The 21,813-nt window shown below is 35.1% G+C and carries 16 protein-coding genes; 14 read left to right on the top strand and 2 right to left on the bottom strand.

Annotation, left to right across the window (positions count from 1 at the left end):
* The first annotated feature begins 486 nt into the window (after positions 1 to 486).
* The 4 genes from AB9Q04_RS01665 (at position 487) to AB9Q04_RS01650 (ending at position 3,323) form a co-directional block, all read left to right on the top strand.
* Positions 487 to 759 carry a type II toxin-antitoxin system Phd/YefM family antitoxin gene (locus AB9Q04_RS01665; RefSeq protein WP_410023654.1) on the top strand — a complete coding sequence of 91 codons (273 nt, stop codon included), beginning with the start codon at positions 487 to 489 and terminating at the stop codon, positions 757 to 759.
* Complete coding sequence (locus AB9Q04_RS01660) at positions 740 to 1,054, top strand: type II toxin-antitoxin system RelE/ParE family toxin (RefSeq protein ID WP_410023653.1); 315 nt, start codon at positions 740 to 742, stop codon at positions 1,052 to 1,054. Before AB9Q04_RS01665 ends, AB9Q04_RS01660 begins: the two co-directional genes overlap by 20 nt.
* Positions 1,055 to 1,459: 405 nt before the next feature.
* Positions 1,460 to 2,500 carry a [FeFe] hydrogenase H-cluster radical SAM maturase HydE gene (gene hydE / locus AB9Q04_RS01655; RefSeq protein WP_410023652.1) on the top strand — a complete coding sequence of 347 codons (1,041 nt, stop codon included), beginning with the start codon at positions 1,460 to 1,462 and terminating at the stop codon, positions 2,498 to 2,500.
* A gap of 508 nt (positions 2,501 to 3,008) precedes the next feature.
* Positions 3,009 to 3,323: a GIY-YIG nuclease family protein gene (locus AB9Q04_RS01650; protein WP_410023651.1), complete on the top strand. Its 315-nt coding sequence runs from the start codon at positions 3,009 to 3,011 to the stop codon at positions 3,321 to 3,323.
* A gap of 663 nt (positions 3,324 to 3,986) precedes the next feature.
* Here the strand turns inward: AB9Q04_RS01650 and hydF are convergent.
* Both hydF and hydG read right to left on the bottom strand, forming a co-directional pair.
* Positions 3,987 to 5,135, bottom strand: a complete 1,149-nt coding sequence (gene hydF, locus AB9Q04_RS01645) for a [FeFe] hydrogenase H-cluster maturation GTPase HydF (protein ID WP_410023650.1) — start codon at positions 5,133 to 5,135, stop codon at positions 3,987 to 3,989.
* The gene (gene hydG / locus AB9Q04_RS01640; RefSeq protein ID WP_410023649.1) at positions 5,132 to 6,550 is read right to left on the bottom strand and encodes a [FeFe] hydrogenase H-cluster radical SAM maturase HydG; all 1,419 of its coding nucleotides are present in this window, start codon (positions 6,548 to 6,550) and stop codon (positions 5,132 to 5,134) included. The genes hydF and hydG overlap by 4 nt, the downstream gene beginning before the upstream one ends.
* 271 nt (positions 6,551 to 6,821) lie before the next feature.
* On the opposite strand from hydG, the gene AB9Q04_RS01635 reads away from it, so the two are divergent.
* The 10 genes from AB9Q04_RS01635 to AB9Q04_RS01590 all read left to right on the top strand — a co-directional run bounded on the left by AB9Q04_RS01635 (position 6,822) and on the right by AB9Q04_RS01590 (position 21,752).
* Entirely contained in the window at positions 6,822 to 9,023 is a 2,202-nt protein-coding gene (locus AB9Q04_RS01635) for a SpaA isopeptide-forming pilin-related protein (protein WP_410023648.1), read from the top strand.
* A gap of 118 nt (positions 9,024 to 9,141) precedes the next feature.
* Positions 9,142 to 10,230, top strand: coding sequence for a class C sortase (locus tag AB9Q04_RS01630; protein WP_410023647.1), 1,089 nt, complete (start codon positions 9,142 to 9,144; stop codon positions 10,228 to 10,230).
* Positions 10,223 to 11,104, top strand: coding sequence for a class C sortase (locus AB9Q04_RS01625; RefSeq protein WP_410023646.1), 882 nt, complete (start codon positions 10,223 to 10,225; stop codon positions 11,102 to 11,104). Before AB9Q04_RS01630 ends, AB9Q04_RS01625 begins: the two co-directional genes overlap by 8 nt.
* Positions 11,073 to 11,975 (top strand): class C sortase, encoded by a 903-nt coding sequence (locus AB9Q04_RS01620; protein WP_410023645.1) that lies wholly within the window; start codon positions 11,073 to 11,075, stop codon positions 11,973 to 11,975. The genes AB9Q04_RS01625 and AB9Q04_RS01620 overlap by 32 nt, the downstream gene beginning before the upstream one ends.
* A 313-nt stretch (positions 11,976 to 12,288) precedes the next feature.
* Entirely contained in the window at positions 12,289 to 16,998 is a 4,710-nt protein-coding gene (locus tag AB9Q04_RS01615) for an InlB B-repeat-containing protein (RefSeq protein WP_410023644.1), read from the top strand.
* Positions 16,991 to 17,206 (top strand): hypothetical protein, encoded by a 216-nt coding sequence (locus tag AB9Q04_RS01610; RefSeq protein ID WP_410023643.1) that lies wholly within the window; start codon positions 16,991 to 16,993, stop codon positions 17,204 to 17,206. Before AB9Q04_RS01615 ends, AB9Q04_RS01610 begins: the two co-directional genes overlap by 8 nt.
* Positions 17,199 to 17,804: a signal peptidase I gene (gene lepB / locus AB9Q04_RS01605; protein WP_410023642.1), complete on the top strand. Its 606-nt coding sequence runs from the start codon at positions 17,199 to 17,201 to the stop codon at positions 17,802 to 17,804. Before AB9Q04_RS01610 ends, lepB begins: the two co-directional genes overlap by 8 nt.
* Positions 17,805 to 18,019: 215 nt before the next feature.
* Positions 18,020 to 19,069 carry a DUF7601 domain-containing protein gene (locus tag AB9Q04_RS01600; protein WP_410023641.1) on the top strand — a complete coding sequence of 350 codons (1,050 nt, stop codon included), beginning with the start codon at positions 18,020 to 18,022 and terminating at the stop codon, positions 19,067 to 19,069.
* A gap of 372 nt (positions 19,070 to 19,441) precedes the next feature.
* Positions 19,442 to 20,194 (top strand): class B sortase, encoded by a 753-nt coding sequence (srtB, locus tag AB9Q04_RS01595; RefSeq protein WP_410023640.1) that lies wholly within the window; start codon positions 19,442 to 19,444, stop codon positions 20,192 to 20,194.
* Between the two features lies 1 nt (position 20,195).
* A complete protein-coding gene (locus AB9Q04_RS01590) occupies positions 20,196 to 21,752 on the top strand; it encodes a hypothetical protein (protein ID WP_410023638.1) in 1,557 nt (518 codons plus the stop codon).
* The last annotated feature ends 61 nt before the right edge of the window (positions 21,753 to 21,813 follow it).

Genomic DNA, 21,813 nt, shown 5'->3' with positions numbered 1-21,813 from the left:
GTCCTTGATTCGGAAGGGGATCCTTCGGCGACGAATTTGCCTGTGCAAATCCTGCTCAGGATGACACTTCGTGGGTTGGGGTAAAATTGAATTTATTAAAATTATACCTGTTGAAATATAGTGTTTTATAAGTACATTAACATTGACCATGAGGCTAGTAGCAAAGCATGGTATCAGACCACAAGGCAAGCAATTAAGCTTGTCTTTTTTTGTTCCTTTATTATAGATATTAGTTTTATCGTTGCATCGTTGCGGCGATAAGTGCAACGAAAGATTTTTCGTCGTACAACGTAAATATTTTTTAAGATGCTCTCTCCGAGCATTCGATCTGTTCACTTGGTTATTATATAATACTATATGAATAGAACCAATGATGTAATAAAGTTAATACATTAATATTACCTGTATTTATTATTTGAATAAAATAATTAATAATTGAAGATATGTAAAATGATGATATAATAATGATAAAAGGAGTTATAGATTATGATAAATATTCGTCCTATATCAGATTTAAGAAATAATTTTACAGATGTTGAAAAAGAAGTTAATAGTACTGATTCTCCTGTTTTTCTAACTAAAAATGGGTATGGGTCAATGGTTGTAATGAGCTTAGAACATTATGCAAGTTTAACAGATACTATTGAGAAAAAATTAGATCAGGCTGATATAATTGCTGACACTAATACAGAGAGATTAGAACATAATGATGTTTTTAATAGTATTAGGAACAGGATAGATGAACAATCAGACCTATAGAATTAATTACTTACCATTATTTGAGCAGGATTTAAATGAGATAGTTGATTATATCACTGTGGATTTGCAAAATCCAGGCGCAGCTCATAAATTAGTTGATAAAGTTGAAGAAGCTATTTATAAAAGACTTGATAATCCTTTAATGTATGCACCATATATTTCTAGTAAAACTAGAAAACATCCATACTATAAGATAAATGTTGGCAATTATTCTATATTTTACGTAGTTATAGATGATGTAATGGAAGTCAGAAGAATTCTTTATTCTAGAAGAAATATTGATGAACTTATATAATATTAGAACTGCGAGACCAACCTGTCACCCTGAGCGTAGTCGAAGGGTCTCCTAGACATTCATTAACCCCGATTAGGATAAATATTACCAAAGAGATCCTTCGACGCACTCACTTCGTTCGTTTGCTCAGGATGACACTCGGGGTGTTGGGGGTTAATTATTTTGCTAATTTATTACTAGTAAATACTAGCATAATTTTATGCAGATTTCTCCACTCAAAATCAAAGATTTTTCGGTCGAAATGGTAAATTTGATTTTATAAAAAAACCAGTATACTTACATCATCCATATCGACTAAGCAAGCGTAAGCGCAGCGCATGGAGATATCTGCTTTATATCTTAAATCCCTAGTAAATTACTAAAATATATTAGACAAGCCACCTCATTCATTGCTATAATAGATATATGACAAACTTAAAAAACACTACATATTACACAGACGAGGAGCTTAAAAATTGGATAGAGGATGAGTCTATGAATGAGTGGTTGGCTGATACTGCTGATCGTATTCGTCGCGACATATATGGCGATGCTGTTTATGTTCGTGGGCTTATTGAGTTTTCCAATTACTGCAAAAACGACTGTTTTTATTGCGGTATCCGCAAATCAAATAAAAATGTTAACCGTTACAGATTGACTCCAGAGGAGATTGTCCAATGTGCTGATATTGGCTATGAGTTAGGATTTAGGACATATGTTATGCAAGGTGGGGAGGACCCATATTATACTGATGACATGATTGTCGATATTATAAAGGAGATAAAAGCAAACCACCCTGACACAGCTATTACTTTATCACTTGGGATAAAACCTTATGAGTCATTTAAAAGATTTTATGATGCGGGGGCTGATAGGTACTTGTTGCGTCAGGAAACTTCTGACAGCGAGCACTTTAAGAAGCTCCACCCATCAGGCATGACAATGGAAGAACGCCACGAGGCCTTATGGCAATTAAAAGAAATTGGCTACCAAGTTGGTGGCGGCTTTATGGTGGATAGCCCTTACCAAACTACAGAAGATTTGATAAAGGACCTAAGATTTTTACAAAAATTAGAACCAGATATGATAGGCATTGGACCATTTTTAACCAGCCACGATACTCCGTTTAAAGAGTTTCCAAATGGATCATATACCAAAACTTTAAGATTGGTCTCTATTTTAAGAATCCTATTCCCATATGCACTTATCCCAGCAACGACTGCCCTAGGAACCATTAATCCTTTGGGTCGTGAGATGGGGTTAAAGGCAGGGGCAAATGTCCTAATGCCAAACTTATCTCCAACTATGTATAGAAAACAATATCAACTTTATGATAACAAAATCTGTACAGGCGATGAAGCAGCAGAATGTAGGGCGTGCCTGAGCCGTAGGGTTGATAATGCTGGCTATGAAATAGTAACTGATAGGGGAGATGTGATTACTAGAAAGGCTGAGTTGATTTATTAGAGGGAGTTTGTAAGATATAGCAGATTTCTCCACTCAAAATCAAAGATTTTTCGGTCGAAACGGTATTGTTTTTGTGCTGAAATAGAATCTATATTCTGTGCGGCCTCATATCCATATCGACCAAATGAGCGTAAGCGAAATACGTGGAGATATCTGTTACATAAAATAGAAAGTCAATTCAGATTTCTTTGCTCAAAATCAAAGATTTCTCGGTCGAAATGGGGTTGTTTTTCTGTACTGAAATAAAATTTACATTCTGTGCGATCTTATATCCATATCGACCAAGTGAGCGTAAGCGAAATGCGTGGAGATATCTGTTAGATAAAATATAAAGTCAATTCAGATTTCTCCGCTCAAAATCAAAGATTTCTCGGTCGAAATGGGAATTGATTTTGTATTGAAATATAATCTAGAATCTATGTTACACCATTTCCATATCGACTAAGCAAGCGAAGCGCAGCGCATGGAGATATCTGCAATAACTGTAATTTATAATCGGGGAGAAAATATGACCAATAATTATTACGTCTATATATTAACAAATGCAACAAATACAACTGTCTATGTAGGCATGACTCATAATTTAGAAAAACGAATGTATGAGCATAAAAATCACTTGGTAAATGGATTCTCTGATCGCTACAATACTGTAAAATTAGTGTACTATGAGTGGACCGATGATAAATTCGGAGCACTAGCTAGGGAAAAGCAATTAAAGAAATGGAGCCGTATCAAAAAAGATAGGTTAATAAATTCTATGAATCCCGATTGGGAAGATTTGACGGATAGATGGAATACTGATATTGAATCATATTTATTTTAAACTTTGACACAGATTTCTCCACTCAAAATCAAGATTTCTCGGTCGAAATGGAGTTGTTTTTCTGCACTGAAATAAAATTATATTCTGTGCGGCCTCATATCCATATCGACCAAATGAGCGTAAGCGAAATGCGTGGAGATATCTGTTACATAGAATAGAAGGTCAAGCCAGATTTCTCCACTCAAAATCAAAGATATCTCGGTCGAAACGGTATTGTTTTTGTGCTGAAATAGAATCTACATTCTGTGCGGTCTCATATCCATATCGACCAAGTGAGCGTAAGCGAAATGCGTGGAGATATCTGTTAGATAGAATAGAGGAGTTGACACAGATTTCTCCACTCGCACCTATGGTGCTCGGTCGAAATGGAGTTCTTGTGTTTTGAAATATAATTAAAATCTAAGATCCACCCTATCCATATCGACCAAGCAAGCGAAGCGCCGCGCGTGGAGATATCTGTTACATAAAATAGAAGGTCAAGCCAGATTTCTCCACTCAAAATCAAAGATATCTCGGTTGAAATGGGATTTGATTTTGTATTGAAATATAATTTAAAATCTATGTTACACCCTGTCCATATCAACTAAGCAAGAAAAGCGCCGCGCATGGAGATATCTGTCTTATTATTCTTATATACCTTCTTACACAAAAAAACTACCAAGCTTAAACTTGGTAGTCTATTTTATCTAATATTCCTTGCAAATATGCTATTGTCATCCCGTAATTTGTCATTGGGATGTTTTTTTCTTTGCATTGTTTTACCCTATTCATTACACTGGCGCGGTTAAACATACATGATCCGCACTCTATGATTAAATCGTATTTTTCTATATCGTGAAAGTCTTCGCCTCTGGCAAAGTCTATGTTTATATCAGGATATTTTTTTCTAAGCATTTTTGGAATTTTTACCGTACCTATGTCTTCGTCTATGGGTGGGTGGGTGCACACTTCTGCTATTAATACATTTTCTACTTTGTCATCTAAAACTTTTACTGATTCTCTAAAGTAGTCTACATCCCCCTTAAATCCACTCATTAGTACAGAAAAGCTTGTCAGTTTACTGTCTGCTGGCTTTTGCTTGTAGACATCTTTAAATACTTTTGAATCTGTAATTATTAAGTCTGGTGGATTTTTTAGCACGCTTAGAGTGTTTGAAAAGTTTTCTAGGCTTGTACTGATGCAAACTGCATCCTTGTCTATCAATTCCCTGATGGTCATTACCTGCGGTTTGATTAGCCTATCTTTTGGAGCGGCCTCATCTTGGGGCATAACTAATACTACTGTGTCAGCTTTTTTTACTAATCTTCCCGTAAGGGTTAATGGGCCATCATTAGCTGCTATTTCTTTTATTTTATCAAATAGTTTATACCTATCATCAGTTTCTACATTGATTGCAAGTGGTTTTAAATCTTTAAATTTTTCTGCAATTTTTTTCCCTATTTCTAGGTCTTGTTTTGGTGCTATAAAGATAATTGGCTTATTTTTTTCTTTTAATTTTTCTACAAAGCTTAAATCATCCTCTAGGCTTAGAACGTATAAAAATAGGTCTGCTTTTTCTAAAACACCGACTGATTTTGCTACTCTCTTATCTGATAGGTCTGTCTTATCATTGATCCCTGCAGTATCTATAAAAAGGACCGGCCCTAGCCCGTGGATTTCCATGGGCTTATTAATAGGGTCGGTTGTTGTACCGTGGGTGGCAGAAACTATGGCTGTTTCTTGCCCGGTTATATAGTTTAAAAGTGTCGATTTACCTGAATTGGTGTTACCAAATATGGCAATGTGCACTCTTTCTCCATTTGAAGTTCTCATATATATAGGTCTCTTTTGCCATTTTCTACTGCGGCTAAGTTTTCTATAGTATTTTTTCTTACTTCTTCATTTGGAATAGTGTCTATTTCACGGCCTATTAGGGCTTCGATATCTGCTTTTGTTTTTTCGCTTGCGTAGTCTTGGCCATATTCTTTTAAGGTTACTAGGGCGTTTGGTTGGCAAATGTTTCCTATTCCGACATTTTTTACCATTTCCATAAATACTTCACCAGTTCTACCTTTTCTGTAGCATGCTGTACAGAATGATGGGATGTGGTCTTTTTCTATTAACCAGTCTACAACTTCATCTAGGGTTCTGTTGTCTGATAGTTCAAATTGGTCTGAGCCTTTGGTTTCATTTTCTGTGTATCCACCTACAGATGTTTTGGAAGCACCTGAGATTTGGCTGATACCTAAATCTAGTAGTCTGCCACGCATTTGTTCGCTTTCACGAGTTGATACAATCATACCTGTATAAGGAGCTGCAACACGGATACATGCAACTACTTTTTCAAATACATCATCTGCTAGGGCATTTTCAAAGTCTTCTACATCTACATCATCTCCTGGTTGGATACGTGGCACGGAAATTGTGTGTGGGCCGACATTATATTTTGCTTCAAGGTGTTCTGCATGCATTAATTGGCCGATAAATTCGTATTCGTAGCTATCAAGTCCATATAAAACTCCAAGGCCCACATCATCTATACCTGCATCCATAGCTCTATCGTGGGCTGTGGTGTGGTATTCGTAGTCTGATTTTGGTCCGTAAGCGTGGAGTTTTTCGTAGTTTTCTTTGTTATAAGTTTCTTGGAATAGGATATAAGTTCCTATTTCTGCATCGTGAAGTTTTTTGTAGTTTTCTGTTGTGGTTGCAGCGATATTTACATTTACCCTACGGATAGCACCATTTTCGTGGTGGATATTATAAATTGTATCGATAGATTCAAGGATATACTCAATAGGATTGTTTCTTGGATCTTCGCCAGCCTCTAGGGCTAGTCTTTTATGTCCCATATCTTGAAGGGCAATTACTTGCTCACGGATTTCTTCTTGGGTTAATTTTCTACGAGGAATGTGTCTATTATGGCCGTGATATGGGCAATATGTACATCCATTTATACAGTAGTTTGATAGGTATAGTGGGGCAAAGAGAACTATACGGTTGGCATAAAACTTAAGTTTTAGCTCTTTTGCAACTTTAAAGATTTCTTCGTTTAGGTCATCTTCTGCACATGATAAAAGCACAAATGCTTCTCTGTGATTAAGCCCCCTAGCCTTTCTAGCCTTTTCTAATATATCTATAATAAGTTGTCTATTGTGAGCATTTGCTCTACCATAGTCAATTGTTTCTAAAATTTCTTCATGGTTTATAAACTCAGCTGGATCTGAGCTTTTTGGATTATATTTTGCCATAAAATCTCCTTTCATACCTATAATTATAATACTAAAAGAGTCGGGTTTACAAGTACAAGTATAAGTTATAACTAATCGAAATTATTGGTAAATTTATCTTAATAAGTTTTTTAACAATGTTTTTAGAAATCGTAATTTTCTTCTAAAATGCCTAAATTATCAGCAAATTCAATTGTATATTCCCTAGTGATACGATATAATATATCTGAATAAGTCTAACTAAAATTATGTGAAATTATTTACAAAATATCTATACTGATAGGAGTTTATTATGTTAACTAAGAAAAAAAGCAGGTTAATGGCTGGATTGCTTAGTATCTTTATGGTACTAGCAGCAGTTTTATCGCCAACAACCTATGCTGCAAATACGCAGTCAACAAATAACAAAAGCCAAATTACCATAAGAATACCAAGAAATGGTAAGGATAGAGATGAGAATAGCCCAGCTCGTGAGCTAAAGGTGTATAAGATAAGTGAGGAAAATCTTACAAGTAAAGAGCTAGAAGAAAAACGCCTCAAATACGATGCTATGACAATAGCTGAAGTAGAAAAAGAATTCGAACCAGTAGGCGAAACTTTAAAATCAACAGTAGAAGATTCCCATGATGTCATAAGATTAGAAAATCTAACACCAGGAGCTTACCTATTAAAAGAAACTGACGATTCAGCTGAAAAACATGAATATAGGATAACTAGCACAACTACCAATATCCAAGCAGGGATAGTTGATGTTCAAGAAATAAATGTAAAAACTGAGCAACACAAAAAAGTACCTTTAGTATTACATAAAATTGCATATAAAGATGAATCTAGCGACCTTGAGCCTATTGACCTAGAAGGTGTTACTTTTAACCTTCTAAGAAAAAATGAAGATGGCGAAGAAGAAGCAATTAATCTAGAAAAAACTGCAGATGGCATTTATGCTTACAAAGAAGACCAAGGTGAGCCAGATCTTGTAACCAATGCAGATGGTAAGATTGAAATTAATAATTTACCTGATGGCGACTACTTCTTTAGAGAAACTCAAACCATTGAAGATTATATAATAAATGAAGATGAAAGAGATACTGAAGAGTTTACTTACAATTCTGAAGAAGGTCGTACAAAAACAGTTGTAAACAGAAAAGAAGGCCAAAGATTTACCATAGGTCTCCACAAGGTAGATGGAAATACAAATGAAGATCTTGCCGGCGTAGAATTTAGACTTTATGTTAAAGCAGGAAAGAATCTTACACCAGTTGGTATAGATGAAAATGGCAACTATGATATTGGCAACCAATATACCGATACATTTACAACTAATGAAAAAGGTGAGATAGCAATAGAAGGTTTACCAGAGCTTGCAGAAGCAAATACTTATGTATTTAGAGAGGTAAAACAACGTGATGGATATGTTATAAACAATGATAACAATTATCCAGTTAAGAGAAATGAAGTTGTTGAAGTAAAAAACTTCAAAAATCCAACACCAATCGAGCTTAGACTTAACAAAGTAGACTCCATTACAGATGAGCCAATCGATAAAGTTGGCTTTGAATTATTTAAAGTAGTTACAAATGAAAATGATGATAATACTGCACAAATCACTGAGGAACGTGTGGGAGTGAAGGGTAAGGCTGGATTATATGAATTTAGAGATGATCTAGCAGAATCAGAAATAGAATACCAACTATATACAGGTGTAAATGGACAAATTGATGTGAGAGGTTTGCCAGAAGGGGAATACTTCTTTAGAGAAAATCAACCACAAAAAGATTATAACTTAGCTGAAAACCGTGGCAAAGAATCAGAAGGATTAAGCCGTGAAAATCCTACATTTACTATCAAAAACAGACCAGTAACTCCACCATCAGTTAGCCCCCCAACACCAAATAGCCCTTACGGGTCATATAATTTTGTAAAAGTAGATGATAGCAAAGAACAAAAAAGACTAGCAGGAGCAACCTTTGCCCTTTATAAAGTAAGCGAAGATGGTAAACAAACTCCATATGAAGTAAATGGCAAAAGATATACGGTAAAATCTGGGGACAACGGTGAATTTAAGGTAGAAAACCTACCTTACGGCAAATATGTCCTTAGAGAAACAGCAGCTCCGGCAGGTTACATTCTAGATGTAAATCCAATTGAGTTTACAATTTCAAAAGATTCTGCAAATGCAGAAGCAATTATGATTGTCAATAAGAGAAATCCAGATAGACCAGTAACACCACCAGTGGTTAGCCCTCCAGGCACCACTCCACCAAGAACAACTACACCACCAACTACAAGGACAACAGTTCCTCCAGTAGTAAGCCCACCAAAAACTTACTACGTACCAAAAGATACTCCTGGAGTACCAAGAGGGCCTCTTGTAAAGACAGGTGATATTAGAATATTGGTATTTATAGCTATTGGTTTAATAATGATTTTATTTGGTAACCACATAGTAAGAAAAGAAGAAAAAACTCAAATTGGACGAGTTCCATTACAATAATTTGACTAAATTTTAGTTAAAAGAATTTAATAAAAGCGGAAAAGATAAAATTATTTATCAAAAACTGCTCAAGGGTGCTTAGGCAAAAGCACCTTTTTTTATGAAAACGAGAGGCACTATGGCTTTTAAGAAGAAAAATAAAACTAAAGAACAAGCTAAAGATAATAAGTCAAATCCTAATAAAAAGGTAAAAAAGAAGAAAAAGCCTCAGTCAAAGGCTTCTAAGTGGGCTTGGCGTATAATATTTTTATTAGGGATACTTATCATGCTATATCCTCTAATAAATAGACTTTATTATCGTATAGATTCAACTAATCAGGTAGATACTTTTAAGTCCGGTACAGAAGATTTATCTACTGAAGAAATTAAAAGACGTATGGACTTGGCTCATGCTTATAATGAGTCCTTATCAGGAGATATAGCTGATGATCCATACACCAGAGAAAAGCAAGAAGAAGGTAAAAAAGAATATGCTCGTATGCTAGAAGTAGCAGAAATGATTGGTCACTTAGAAGTCCCACGAATCAACCAAGACTTGCCAATCTATGCTGGTACTAGCGAGGATATTTTACAAAAAGGTGTGGGCCACCTTGAGGGAACTTCCCTACCAGTTGGGGGCAATAGTACACATTCTGTTTTAACTGCCCACTCAGGTTTACCAGAAGCAACACTTTTTACCCACCTAAACCAATTAGAAATCGGGGATAAATTTTATGTTCACAACATAGAAGGCGTTATGGCCTACCAAGTAGACCAAATAAAAGTTATCGACCCATCCGATTTCTCTGAGTTAGTGGTAGCACCAGGTCATGACTATGTTACACTTTTGACCTGTACGCCGGTTATGATCAATACCCACAGGCTGATAGTAAGAGGACACAGGGTACCATATGTACCTGCTGTGGATGAAGAATTAATTAGGACGAATAGAGCGAACTGGATGTTTAGAATATTATTTTTCGTAGCCCTATTCTTGATTTTAGTCCTTATTATTAGGCTTATAAAATTAAGAAAAGAAAATAAGGACTACTATAAACGACTTGAAGAAGTACGTAAAGAACAAGAAAACTTAAAGAATATCGTTATGAATGGAAGCTATAATGGTGGCTATCCTTCTTACCAAAATGGATCTGATATGTTTGAACAAATGAGAAATACAAATACTCCAAGCAATCAGGATAATACAAATGGTGAGATAAATGAATAGGAAACAAAGGCTAAAGAGAAATCTTCCCTTTGCCCTTATCTTTCTTGTAGGTCTTTTGATATTTGCCTATCCTTTAATAAGTCAGAAATACTATGAAATAGAGTCTGGCAGTGAGGTTGTAGAATTTAGCAAAGAAACAGAAGATATAGACAAAGAAGAAGTCAAAAGACGTATGGACTTAGCCCGTGCCTACAACGACACCCTAGATCCATCACGTTTATCCGACCCATTTACTGAAGAAGAAAAGGCAGGACGTGCAGAATATGCTAGGATGCTTGAGGTAAATGAAATGTTAGGACACTTGGAAGTTCCTAGAATCGGGCAAGATTTGCCAATATATGCAGGTACAACTGATGATGTTCTAGAAAAAGGACTAGGCCACTTAGAGGGTACCTCTTTGCCGATTGGAGGTAAAAGTACCCATGCGGTTATTACCGGCCACAGGGGTCTACCAAATGCTAAACTTTTTAGAAACCTAGACCAGCTTGTAGAAGGGGATGTTTTTTATATCCATAATCTTGAAGGTACCCTAGCCTATCAAGTGGATAAAATTCAGGTGGTTGACCCATCAGATTTTAGCCCGGTTATGGTAGAAGAAGGCCATGACTATGCAACTCTTTTGACATGTACACCATATATGATAAATTCCCACAGGCTTTTGGTAAGAGGACATAGGATTCCTTACCAAGAGGCAATCGATGATGGAGTGGCAAATAGCAAAAGACTTGCACCTGACTTTTTACAATTATCATTAATTCTCTTACCAATTATTGCAGTATTAATTATAATTATAATAAGAGAACATAGAAGAAGAAATACACTAAGTACGGAGGTAAAGACTATTGAAGAATCGATTAAAACTTACAAAAAGTAGTACTATAGGTTATCTACTTATTCTTTTGGGTTTACTGTTTGTAACAGTGCCTCTTATTAGAAGAAGTTATAATGATTACTCAGCCCTTGCCTCCCAAAAAAACTTTGAAAAAGCTCAAAGCCAAAGGTCAGAGGCAGAAGTTTTAGAAGAAACAGAAAATGCCAAAGAATACAATGAAACTGTAAAAAACTCTGACATCACTGTTTCAGATCCATTTACTGCTGAGGATTACGAAACTAGATACGAAAAATTTACACAAACCAACACACCCTTTGCTTATTTATCTATACCAAAACTAGATAAACACTTGCCCTTATATCTTGATGCAACCCTTGATCACATTTCTCTAGGAGTAGCCCAAGTAGACGGGACGTCTATACCAATTGGAGGTGCGGGAACAAGATCTGTTATAGCAGGCCACAGAGGATGGTGGACAGATACTATGTTTTTATATATTGATCAGCTCCAGCCAGGAGATTATATTTATATAGAACGTGCTGAAGAAACTATGCGATATGTAGTTAAAGATAAAGAGGTGATAGGCCCTTACGATTGGGATAAACTTGCTCCGCGAGGTAATGAAGATATCATAACACTTTTGACTTGTAGTCCGTTTTTACCACCTAGACCAAACAGACTTCTTGTAAACGGCTATCGAGACGAAAGTGCGATTGCAGAAGAGTTTAAAATTCCGGGCAAGGAATTGCCAGCAAGTCAAAATGAAGAAGAAAATGGTAAAACGGATAATATGGTTAAAATCACAAGAATAACAACACTAATATTTGCCATACTTGGTACAATATTATTTATCCTAACTCTCATTAGATTTGTTAGAAGACTGAAAGTAAATATTGCCTACTCAAAAAAATAAAAGCCCTTTATAAAGGGTTTTTATTTTTTGGGTAAATATAACATAGATAAAAAATGACAAAGCATATTTTTGGTGTATACTTGTAAAGTATTAATCTTAATTCTGACTAAAATACTAGGGTAAATGATTTCCTAGATAAATATTGATATTCCAATCTTTTGACATAATAAAAATTTTCTAAAATTATAAATTTTGTTTGAAATGTGTAGAGTAAACAGTATAGTAATAATATAAAATTTAAAATAAATTTAAAGTTAGTTTATATATATTAGTAACAAAATGTTAAAAGTTAAAGAAAGGGGGACTGTTAAGTTTGAAATATAAGTTAATGTCCGCAATAATGGCTTTTTCAATGTTAGTATCATCTACTATTGCGCCTCTTGCAGCAAGTAAATCATATGCAAGTGCAGATGTAGAACAAAATACTTCCATAATGAATGAAAGTATAAATGAAGTAAAAGATGATGAGAAGCCAGCAGAAACTAGCGACACTCAACTTGATATTCCTGAAAAAACTGAAGAAGTTAAAGACCAAGCTCCAGTTGATACTAAAACTGAAGAACAACAATCAGAAATACAAGTAGAACGAGAGGAAGAAACTAATAAAGAAGCAACATCAGACACACCACAGATAGAAACAGAAGAAATAGAAGAAAAAGAAAAAATAGTTAAAAAATCTGATAGCGCAACTTTATACGAAGACAGTTCCTACACAAAATTAAGCAGTGAAGATATCGACATCAAAATCACAGGTAATATGCCAGAAAATGGCAGCCTAAAAGCCTATGAAATTCAAAATGCTATTACAGACATGGAAAAAGAAAATGTCTTAGCTTTTGGTTTTGAAATATTTGATAAAGATGACAACTTATACGATAAAAATTCTAATGATGAATATAAAATCGAAATTAAATCGAGTAAATTAAGAGACTTAGATAAAGTCTACTTCTATGAAAAAGATGAAGCAGATTTAAGATTCACTGAAATAAATGATTTTTCAAAACTTTCCAATCAAATAAAGCTAGATAGCAAAGCAGATGAGTTTGCCATTGCAAAAGATATCGAAAAAGAAGAAAAGGAAACTTTAACAAATCAAGCAAAAGATGATGAAGTTAAATCTCCATTTATAACTATTCAAGATAATAATGAAGAATTAAACAATGAGCTAACAAAAGAAAAGGAAGTTGAAGATCCAAAGGATATCTTAGATAGCTTAACAAGTTCATTAAATCAAAAAGAAATTCCAGCAACTAATAATGAAGACCCGAAGCCAACTAATAATTTAGAACTAATAGATTGGAAAAAAGACTTTTTAGATGTTATTGCTGGAAATTTAAAAGCAGATAAATCTGACAAAGAAGAAACTATTAAAAAAAGTTCAGACACAGAAGAAGATTCAGAATCTAAAAATAAATCTGAAGAACTTCCAAAAGATGAAAATTCTGAAGAAATAAAAGATGAAGCGGAATCAAAAGAAGAAGATTCTAAAGAAAATCCACAAAGTACTATTGATAATGAGTCTGAAAGTAAAGAAGATTACGAAGAATCCGAAGAAAAATCTGAAACTAATAAATTAGAAGAAGAGACAGAAGAAAAACTAACCTATCAACAAGTATTAGCGGATATATACACAGATAAGTCTTATAGCCAAAAATCAAACGATGGAACAAGAATAAAACTTTCAGGTAACCTACCAGGATATACAAAAGTAAAAGCATATCCAGTAGAGATTGAAATTGAAGGTAAAGAAATCTTAGCAGCTTACGATATAACAATCTTTGATGAAAATGACGAAGAATACAAAGTCACAGCAAAGAATAATGTAGAAGTAGAGATTAGTAACCAAAGAATAGAAGAAGCAAAAGACATAGAAGTCTACCACAAAGAAGACCAATATGCGCCAGAAGAAAAGGTTGAAGTAGATAATAAGACAAATGACACAGTAACTTTTAAGGCTGATAGCTTTTCTATCTATGCTATCACAGACCCAGAAGCACAAGCAATAAAGTTTGTATTTTTAAATAGGAATAAAGATGGCAATAGAGAAGTATGGGATACCCAAACAATTAGAGATAGTGAAAAGCTAATTGAACCAGAATTACCTATCTTGAGTTATAAGGGTAAGTTTGCAGGCTGGCATTATTATGATATAGAGACAGATACTTTTGGAGAGAAATTCAATTTTGATAAACCGGTGACTGTAACAGAATCATCTCCTAAAACCATATATCTAAATGGAAAATATTCTGATGTAGCCTATATCAACTTTATAGATAGAAAAGAAGTTAAAAATAGTGATGGAACTATAAGATACGTGAATGAAGTCTTATCCACTAAGGAAATACCGCTAGGCGATAAAGTTACAACAGAAGATGTACCAGTAATCCCAGGCGAAAGTGGAACTGTATTTTCACACTGGGCTACAAAGCCAGAAGGAAGTACAGCTTTTGACTTTAGCACTCCAATCACAAAGGACTCTATCCAAAGTGTACAGGGTGCAGACAATTTCGTTAGACTTAACCTTTATGCAGTATATAAAAAAGCACTAACAGTTACCTTTGATTCCCAAGGAGGGACTCATGTAAATAATAAAGTCGTATATAGTGGAGACAAATTAAGTTTAAATGATCTTGCAAAACCAGTAAGGCCAGGCTATGACTTTAAGTACTGGTCGACTTCAAAAAATGGAAGTCAATTTAATTCCAATACCCCTATCACTAAAGACATGACCCTTTATGCCATATGGACTCCTAGGGTGGTTAAATATACCATCAACCATTTTATGGAAAACGCTGATGATAGTGGCTACTCCCTATATGATTCTGAAACAAAAAATGCTAATGCCGGAACATATACTAACGCTGATTCAAGCACTTATAAACTATCTGCTACTACTATGAATAATGAAAAGATACACTATGTCAGGGCTGATGAACGAAAAATCATAAGAGGGGATGACTCCACAGAGATTAATCTCTACTATGATAGGGATAAATTCATATTTAGAATTTTTGAGTCATACGTTCTTTATGAGACTGACGTTGTAAAAGTAGAATTAAAATGGGGAGCAGATACCAAGCCTTATTTTGAGGAAGCTCTAAGAAAGTTGCCTTCAGGGTATACTTTTAAGGAAAATGGTATAGCTGGTCAAATTGTGACCAGTCCTCCAAGGATGCCAAAAAACAACTACAATCTATTAGCATGGCGTGAAGGTAGGAATGAATGGAATGTTAGAATCATTGATGTTGAGACCAACCAGCTAATTAGACTTGATGCAAAAACATCTCAAGTAGACTCATCAAGGCAAGGTTATACTGGTGGAGAAATCATACCAGGCTATACCTACAAATACGTAGAAAGACCAGGAAACAACTTCGCCAGAGCAAGTACAAGGCACGCCGATGGTAAGACATCTGAACAAAATGAGGTGTGGGTTTTCTATCAGAGAAATAGGCACGATCTAATCTTTTCTACTAATGGAAATGGACCTGATATCATAAAAAGTAACATTTTATATGATTCATCCTTGGCTCAATATGCCCCAGAAAATTATATAATTGGTCAAACAAAAAATGACGATGGCAAAATATTTGCCGGATGGTTTGATAAACCCAATGGTGCAGGTAATCCAGTAGACCTAAAATCAATGACCATGCCTGACAATAATGTAAAATTATACGCCAAATGGGAAGAGCCAGTCTATACAGTTAGAGCTTATAGGCAAAGAAACAACCCTGAAGCAGGTGTTATTGAACAAAAAGTAAAAAGGGGGGATACGGTAGATAGGTCTAAGCTTAGTGCGGACAAACCTCCCGTAGCCCAACAAACCCCAGGGTCAGAGCTTAGATGGTATGCATTTATCAACGGTACACTAACAGAATACAACTTTAGTGATCCTGTTTATAGCGATTTATTCCTATATCCTGTCTGGTTAGCCCCAGTGGGAGAAGAATTTAGACCTCTATCACAAATCTATAGAGTAAAGTATAGAGCACCCCAACTAGAAGGTGGCGATTATATTTATACAGATCCTAATGAGTATGTAAATAATGCAGAAGCAATTGTTATACCGCCATATACAGATAATATCTATAAATTTCCTCCGGATGAAAACAATCCGACAGGAAAAACATTAAAAGTTCCTGAAGATCAAGTTTTCCAAGGTTGGGTAATTGATCAGAATTCTGAATTTACAAGTATAAAAGATTCTGAGATGCTTAATAAAGTATTCCAACCCGGAGATATTATAAATGTTATAGGTAATATATTGTTTAAGCCGGTATTTAATAAATATGATATTACAACATTGACCTTAAAAGAAATCGCACCACACAGTGAAAGCATACCGGATGTTATATATGAATATAGAGATAAGCCATATGATTTGCCTACTAACATTGAGGATAACAGAGGAGAAGAAGATTTGAGAAATAATGATACAAAAATTCTTCCTAAGCCTCAAGCAAAGAATACAATAGGCTATACATTTAAGGGATGGTCGACAACTAAAGATCTTGAGAGTGGCAAAATCTTTCAACCTGGCGATGAGGTAATGATAACCGATGATAGTGTGCCAAACATTCTTTATGGAATATGGGAAAGAGATAAATATACCTTTAAAATAACTAATAATGTAAAAGGCGATAATACATCCGCAGAGGATATTAAATTTACTGTATCCTACATGTTAGATGATGAAAGTTACAAAGAAGAATACATTATACCAAGCGGGGAATCTATAGAATTAGAAATGCCTTATGGTAGTAAAAATGTAAAAGTAAAATCTCATTCCAACCGTTATGTAAAATATAAATACAATGGAGAGATATATAATAGTGATACTTTAAATTTAAGTACTATTACCGGTGATGTTGAAGTAATATTCGAAAATGAACCAATACCAGTACCAACAGGCATAATCGATGACATAGCCCCTATGGTTATAATGCTTGCCCTAGCAATAATGGCCTTTGCATATAGATTTTACAAAAAAGAAAAACTAGCAGGGGGTATTGATGAATGAATTAGAAAAAATAGAACAATATTTAGAAAATCTTAAGTTTAAGAAGCAAACTATTGGCGGAGTGTCTGAAGCTGATGTGCTGGCAAAAGTTCAAAAGTTTTCAGACCTCTATGCCGAGGCTTTTAAAAACCAACAGATCAAATATGAAACTCTACTAGATGATAAGAATAGAGAACTAAAAGCATTAAGAGAGAATAGCAATGAGTGAAAAAATAAAAGTAGCTCAGGCGGATAGTAAAACCTCGCTAGATCCTGTCGATTTTACAAATATAAATAAAATCATTAGACAGAAACGAGTTGATGTCTCAAACAAAAATGCAATTAAAGGTTTTTTTAAGAAATTATTTCTTATTATCTTAGTATTATGGTTGTTGTTCACTTTTATTTTTGGATTTTTTGTAGTCTATAATGACGACATGTTTCCAAAGATGGTACCAAGTGATTTGTTAATGTACTACAGACTTGATAGAAATTTCTATGTGGGTGATGTAGTAGTGGTAGGTAAGAATGATGCAAACTACGCGCTACGTTTAGTAGCAAGTGGAGGAGATGAAGTAGACATTTCCAAAGAAGGACAGTTGATAGTAAACGGATCATATCAAGCAGAAACAAATATTTTCTACCCAACCGGGGAATACGATGAAACAACAGAAGAAATCAAATTCCCACTTAAATTAAAAGAAAATGAAGTTTTTGCCCTAGGAGATATGAGAAGAGGAGCCAAAGATGGTAGATACTTTGGTCCGGTTGAAAAAGATGAAATAAAGGGAAAAGTATTTGCCCTTTATAGAAGGTCAAACTTCTAATGACCTAACCACATCGTGCGAAGCAGGATGTATGGTAGGTCAGATGTCGCGGCGTTTCAAAGTTACGAAGTGACTTTGTCAGCAAGCCGACTAAATAATCCAAAATCAATAATTTAGACACCGCCTGTCATCCTGAGCAAGCGGAGCGCGTCGAAGGATTTCTTAAATAAAGAGTCACTTTTTATCAGGAAAAATAAAAATTAGGAGAAAAATAAATGAATTTAAATAATATTTTCAAAAAAGTTTCTGGTGTAGCGCTAGCAGCTACATTATCATTTGGTGCATTTGCTGGTAACGCATTTGCAGCACCAGCAGGTACAACTGAAGGTACAAACACAGTTCCTCAGCTAACTAAAACAGTAACAGGCAGTGACTACTTTGGTGGGGGTACATTTGATTTTACAATCACTGAAGTAGGTATAACAGATGATAACGGAGGAAGCTATGCAGGATATAATAACCAAACAGGTGGAAATCTTATCGGGAAAACTGCTTCTATAACTCTTCCAGCTGGTCAAACAACTGGAAATGTAGCTGTAACAGTAAATCAACCAGCAGGAGATTTACCGGTAGGTGTATATAGATACCAAGTTACAGAAAATCCATCTGGTATATCAGGTATGACTGATTCTGATTCTACTTACTATATAGATGTTTTTGTACAAAGAACAGAAGATAATGGTAGAGAGATAGCTTACTATATTGTTCACGATGGAACTAATAAGGTAACACCTAACTTTGAAAATACCTTAGCTCAAGAAGACCTTGTAATTACAAAAACAATCACAGGTAACCAAGCTAATTTATCAGATACATTTACATTTACAATCAATGTGGGATCTGGATTCAACACTTCTGTTAGATACTCAACAAATGGTGTAGGGAACGATGTAGAAAATCAAGCAGTAACTACTGGACAAGATATCACAATTTCTGGTGTAACAAATAATTCTACAATAACATTAACTGGTCTAACAGCTGATGATACTGTAACAATTACAGAGTCAGATCCAGCTGATGGAGGATATGTAGCTAACGTATCAGGTGGTGCTACACTTAATGGTGGAAATGTAGATGATGGTGCAACGGCAGAAGCTACAGTTACTGCAGGTATTGAGGATATCGCTTGGGAAAACAGCCGTACAGCACAAATCCCAACAGGTCTTATCGAAAACATCGCACCATTTGTACTAGCAATCGCAGCAGCGGGAGTTATCTTCTTTGTATACTTCAAAAGAGATAAGGAAGAAGAACAATACGCTTAATAACTAAAATAACATATTAAAAATTAAAATCTCGCCAGATTTAAAACGGCCCCTAGTCCCGGGAAGGGACTACCAAATAACTAACTATATTAGAACAGACCCATTCGACTTCATGTGTCTATCGACACATTACGCTCAGGGTGACAGAGCACGATGAGAGTGGTTTAAGTAGAATCGCTTTATTTCCAGTATATGTTGTTAGACTCTACTCATGCTGGGAAGAATCCACTCCATACCAAACTGTCATCCTGAGTGTAATGAGCGTAGCGAATGAAATCGAAGGATCTTTTAAACTAATATTATTTTTATATACTAACACCCATTGAGAAATCTTAACAATTTAAATCAATCCCAAAGAAAGGAGTAAGCAATTTGCAAACAGCAGCAAATATATCTCGTATAGGCGAGAAAATACTTGACCGTATAGTCGCAATCATTTTAATACTAGTAATGCTTTTTGCAGGCTACTCCCTTTGGAATTCGTATATGCTATTTCGAGGTGGTTTTGCAGGTGATGAGCTTTTAAAATACAAACCTCAAATTACCGAAGATGGAGAAAATCCTACTCTTTGGGACTTGATGAAAATAAATGAAGATGTAGTAGCCTGGGTTACTATTGATGATACAAACATTGACCACCCTGTTGTCCAAGGAGAGGACAATATGGAATACATAAATAAGGATGTTTACAAAAAATTCGCCTTAAGTGGTTCTATATTTTTGGATTACAGAAATAATAAAGAATTTAAAGATCCATATTCACTATTATATGGCCACCATATGGAGCGAGGGGGCATGTTTGGAGATGTCGTGCTTTTTGAGGACCAAAAGTACTTTGATAAACACAAGACTGGTACACTTTTCCTACCAAAAGAAACTTATCGTATAGAAATTTTTATGGTAAGCAAAATTGATGCCTATGATCCAGTAATATTTAATCCTTCCTCAACAAACACCATGGAGGGTAGGCAAGCTCTTATCGAACATGCTAGAAAAACAAAGCTTCATGAGCGTGATATAAATATAAGAAATGATAGAATAATAGCCTTATCTACATGTGAAAAGGCAACTACAAATGGTAGGACAGTATTATTAGGCGTACTTAGACCTATGAATGGAGACTAAAATGAAGCAATTTAAAAAAATATATAAGTTAATATTTGTGGCTTTACTTGTAGTCATGCCATTTTTAAAAACATCTGCTGATAGCCAGATAAATATTCCTATAGGTGTAGAGTGGATGTATGGCGAAGAAAAATGGGCCAATTCCCCTCATAAAGCAAAAGTAGTAATCAAACCACAAGATAATGCTCCAAATCCAACACTTGCAAGCTTTGAATATAGTGGAGACTATATAGTTTATTTTAATAAGCCTAACTTTGATAAGGTAGGTAGATATGAATATGTAATCCGCCAAGATAACGAAGACTTTGAAGAGAATGGTAGAAGTGTTACATTTGATAAATCAGCTTATAGATTAGTTTTTATAGTTGAAAATAGCAGTGATGGTCTAAAAACCAATGTTTTCACCTACAATGAAGCTAATTTTGATAAAGATAATCTAGAAACTGGCAAGGGTACTAAAATTAGATTTGTAAATAATGATCCCCATATTCATAGAAATGATGGAAGCATTGTAAATCCTAGCAACCCTTATCATCCATTTAACCCAAACAATCCGGTAAAACCAAATGACCCAGACAATCCTTATCAACCAGATAAGGAAAATCAGCCGACAGATCCTACAAATCCAGATAGAAATGAGAATAATACTCCAATCTATCCAACAGAACCTGAAGATCCAGAAAATCCTAATAAACCAATAAATCCATCTAAGCCAACCAATCCAAACGATGATAAATGGCCTCCAGTATATCCACCAAACCCAAACAATCCACCAACACCTGGTGATAATGGTGGAGGAGATACCAATACAGGAGGATTTCCATGGTGGCCAAACTGGCCTTGGGACCCAGATGAGCCAAGCAAACCAGAAAATCCAACTACTCCAAATGAAAATACAGATGATAGATCAGATGAACAAGCAAATAAAAATAAAAAACCTTGGTGGTGGGATCAATTAAATCCTGATATAGAATTTAATCCTGAAAATCCACCAATAGATCCTACTGACCCAAAAAATCCAAATAAGCCAGTAGATACATCTAGGCCAGAAGTACCTTGGTGGTGGGAAATACTATATCCTGGAAAAGTATTTGACCCAGCTCACCCAGACAAACCGGTAGAGCAAGCACCAGCTGAACAGCCTTGGTGGTGGGATAAAATTTTCCCAGATATTCCTTACAATCCAGAAGACCCTAAAAAACCTATAGATGATAAAAATGAATCTGAGAATTATGACAAAGAGGATAATCAAACAGAGACTACACCTCCTACTAGTGAAGATGGAAGCGAGAGCGATAGTGATGATGCTTCTAAAAAAAGTAAAAGTGATGGTGAAGTAGATTCAAATGCAGCTAGTGTAAAATCACCAGCTACAAAAAATCAAGGTGTTGATGGTAATAATGGATTATTTTCTTGGTTAAGTAAGGGTAATGACAGAAAATCAACAGATCGAGTAAAAACTGGTATAGAAAGTGTATTTATTTGGCTGATAATATTATTAATAGCAGCCTATGCTCTATATAAAATGCAAAAAAATAAAGATACCTACCAAGGTTAGATCTTAGCTCTAAGAAACTTCTTAGAGCTTTTTTTTGTTCACTTAAGTGAGTTGAACGAAC

This window comes from Anaerococcus groningensis, from assembly GCF_046365465.1.
GTDB lineage: Bacteria > Bacillota > Clostridia > Tissierellales > Peptoniphilaceae > Anaerococcus > Anaerococcus groningensis.
Note: the sequence above shows the minus strand (reverse complement) of the source record. Positions and strands in the feature narration are given on the sequence as shown.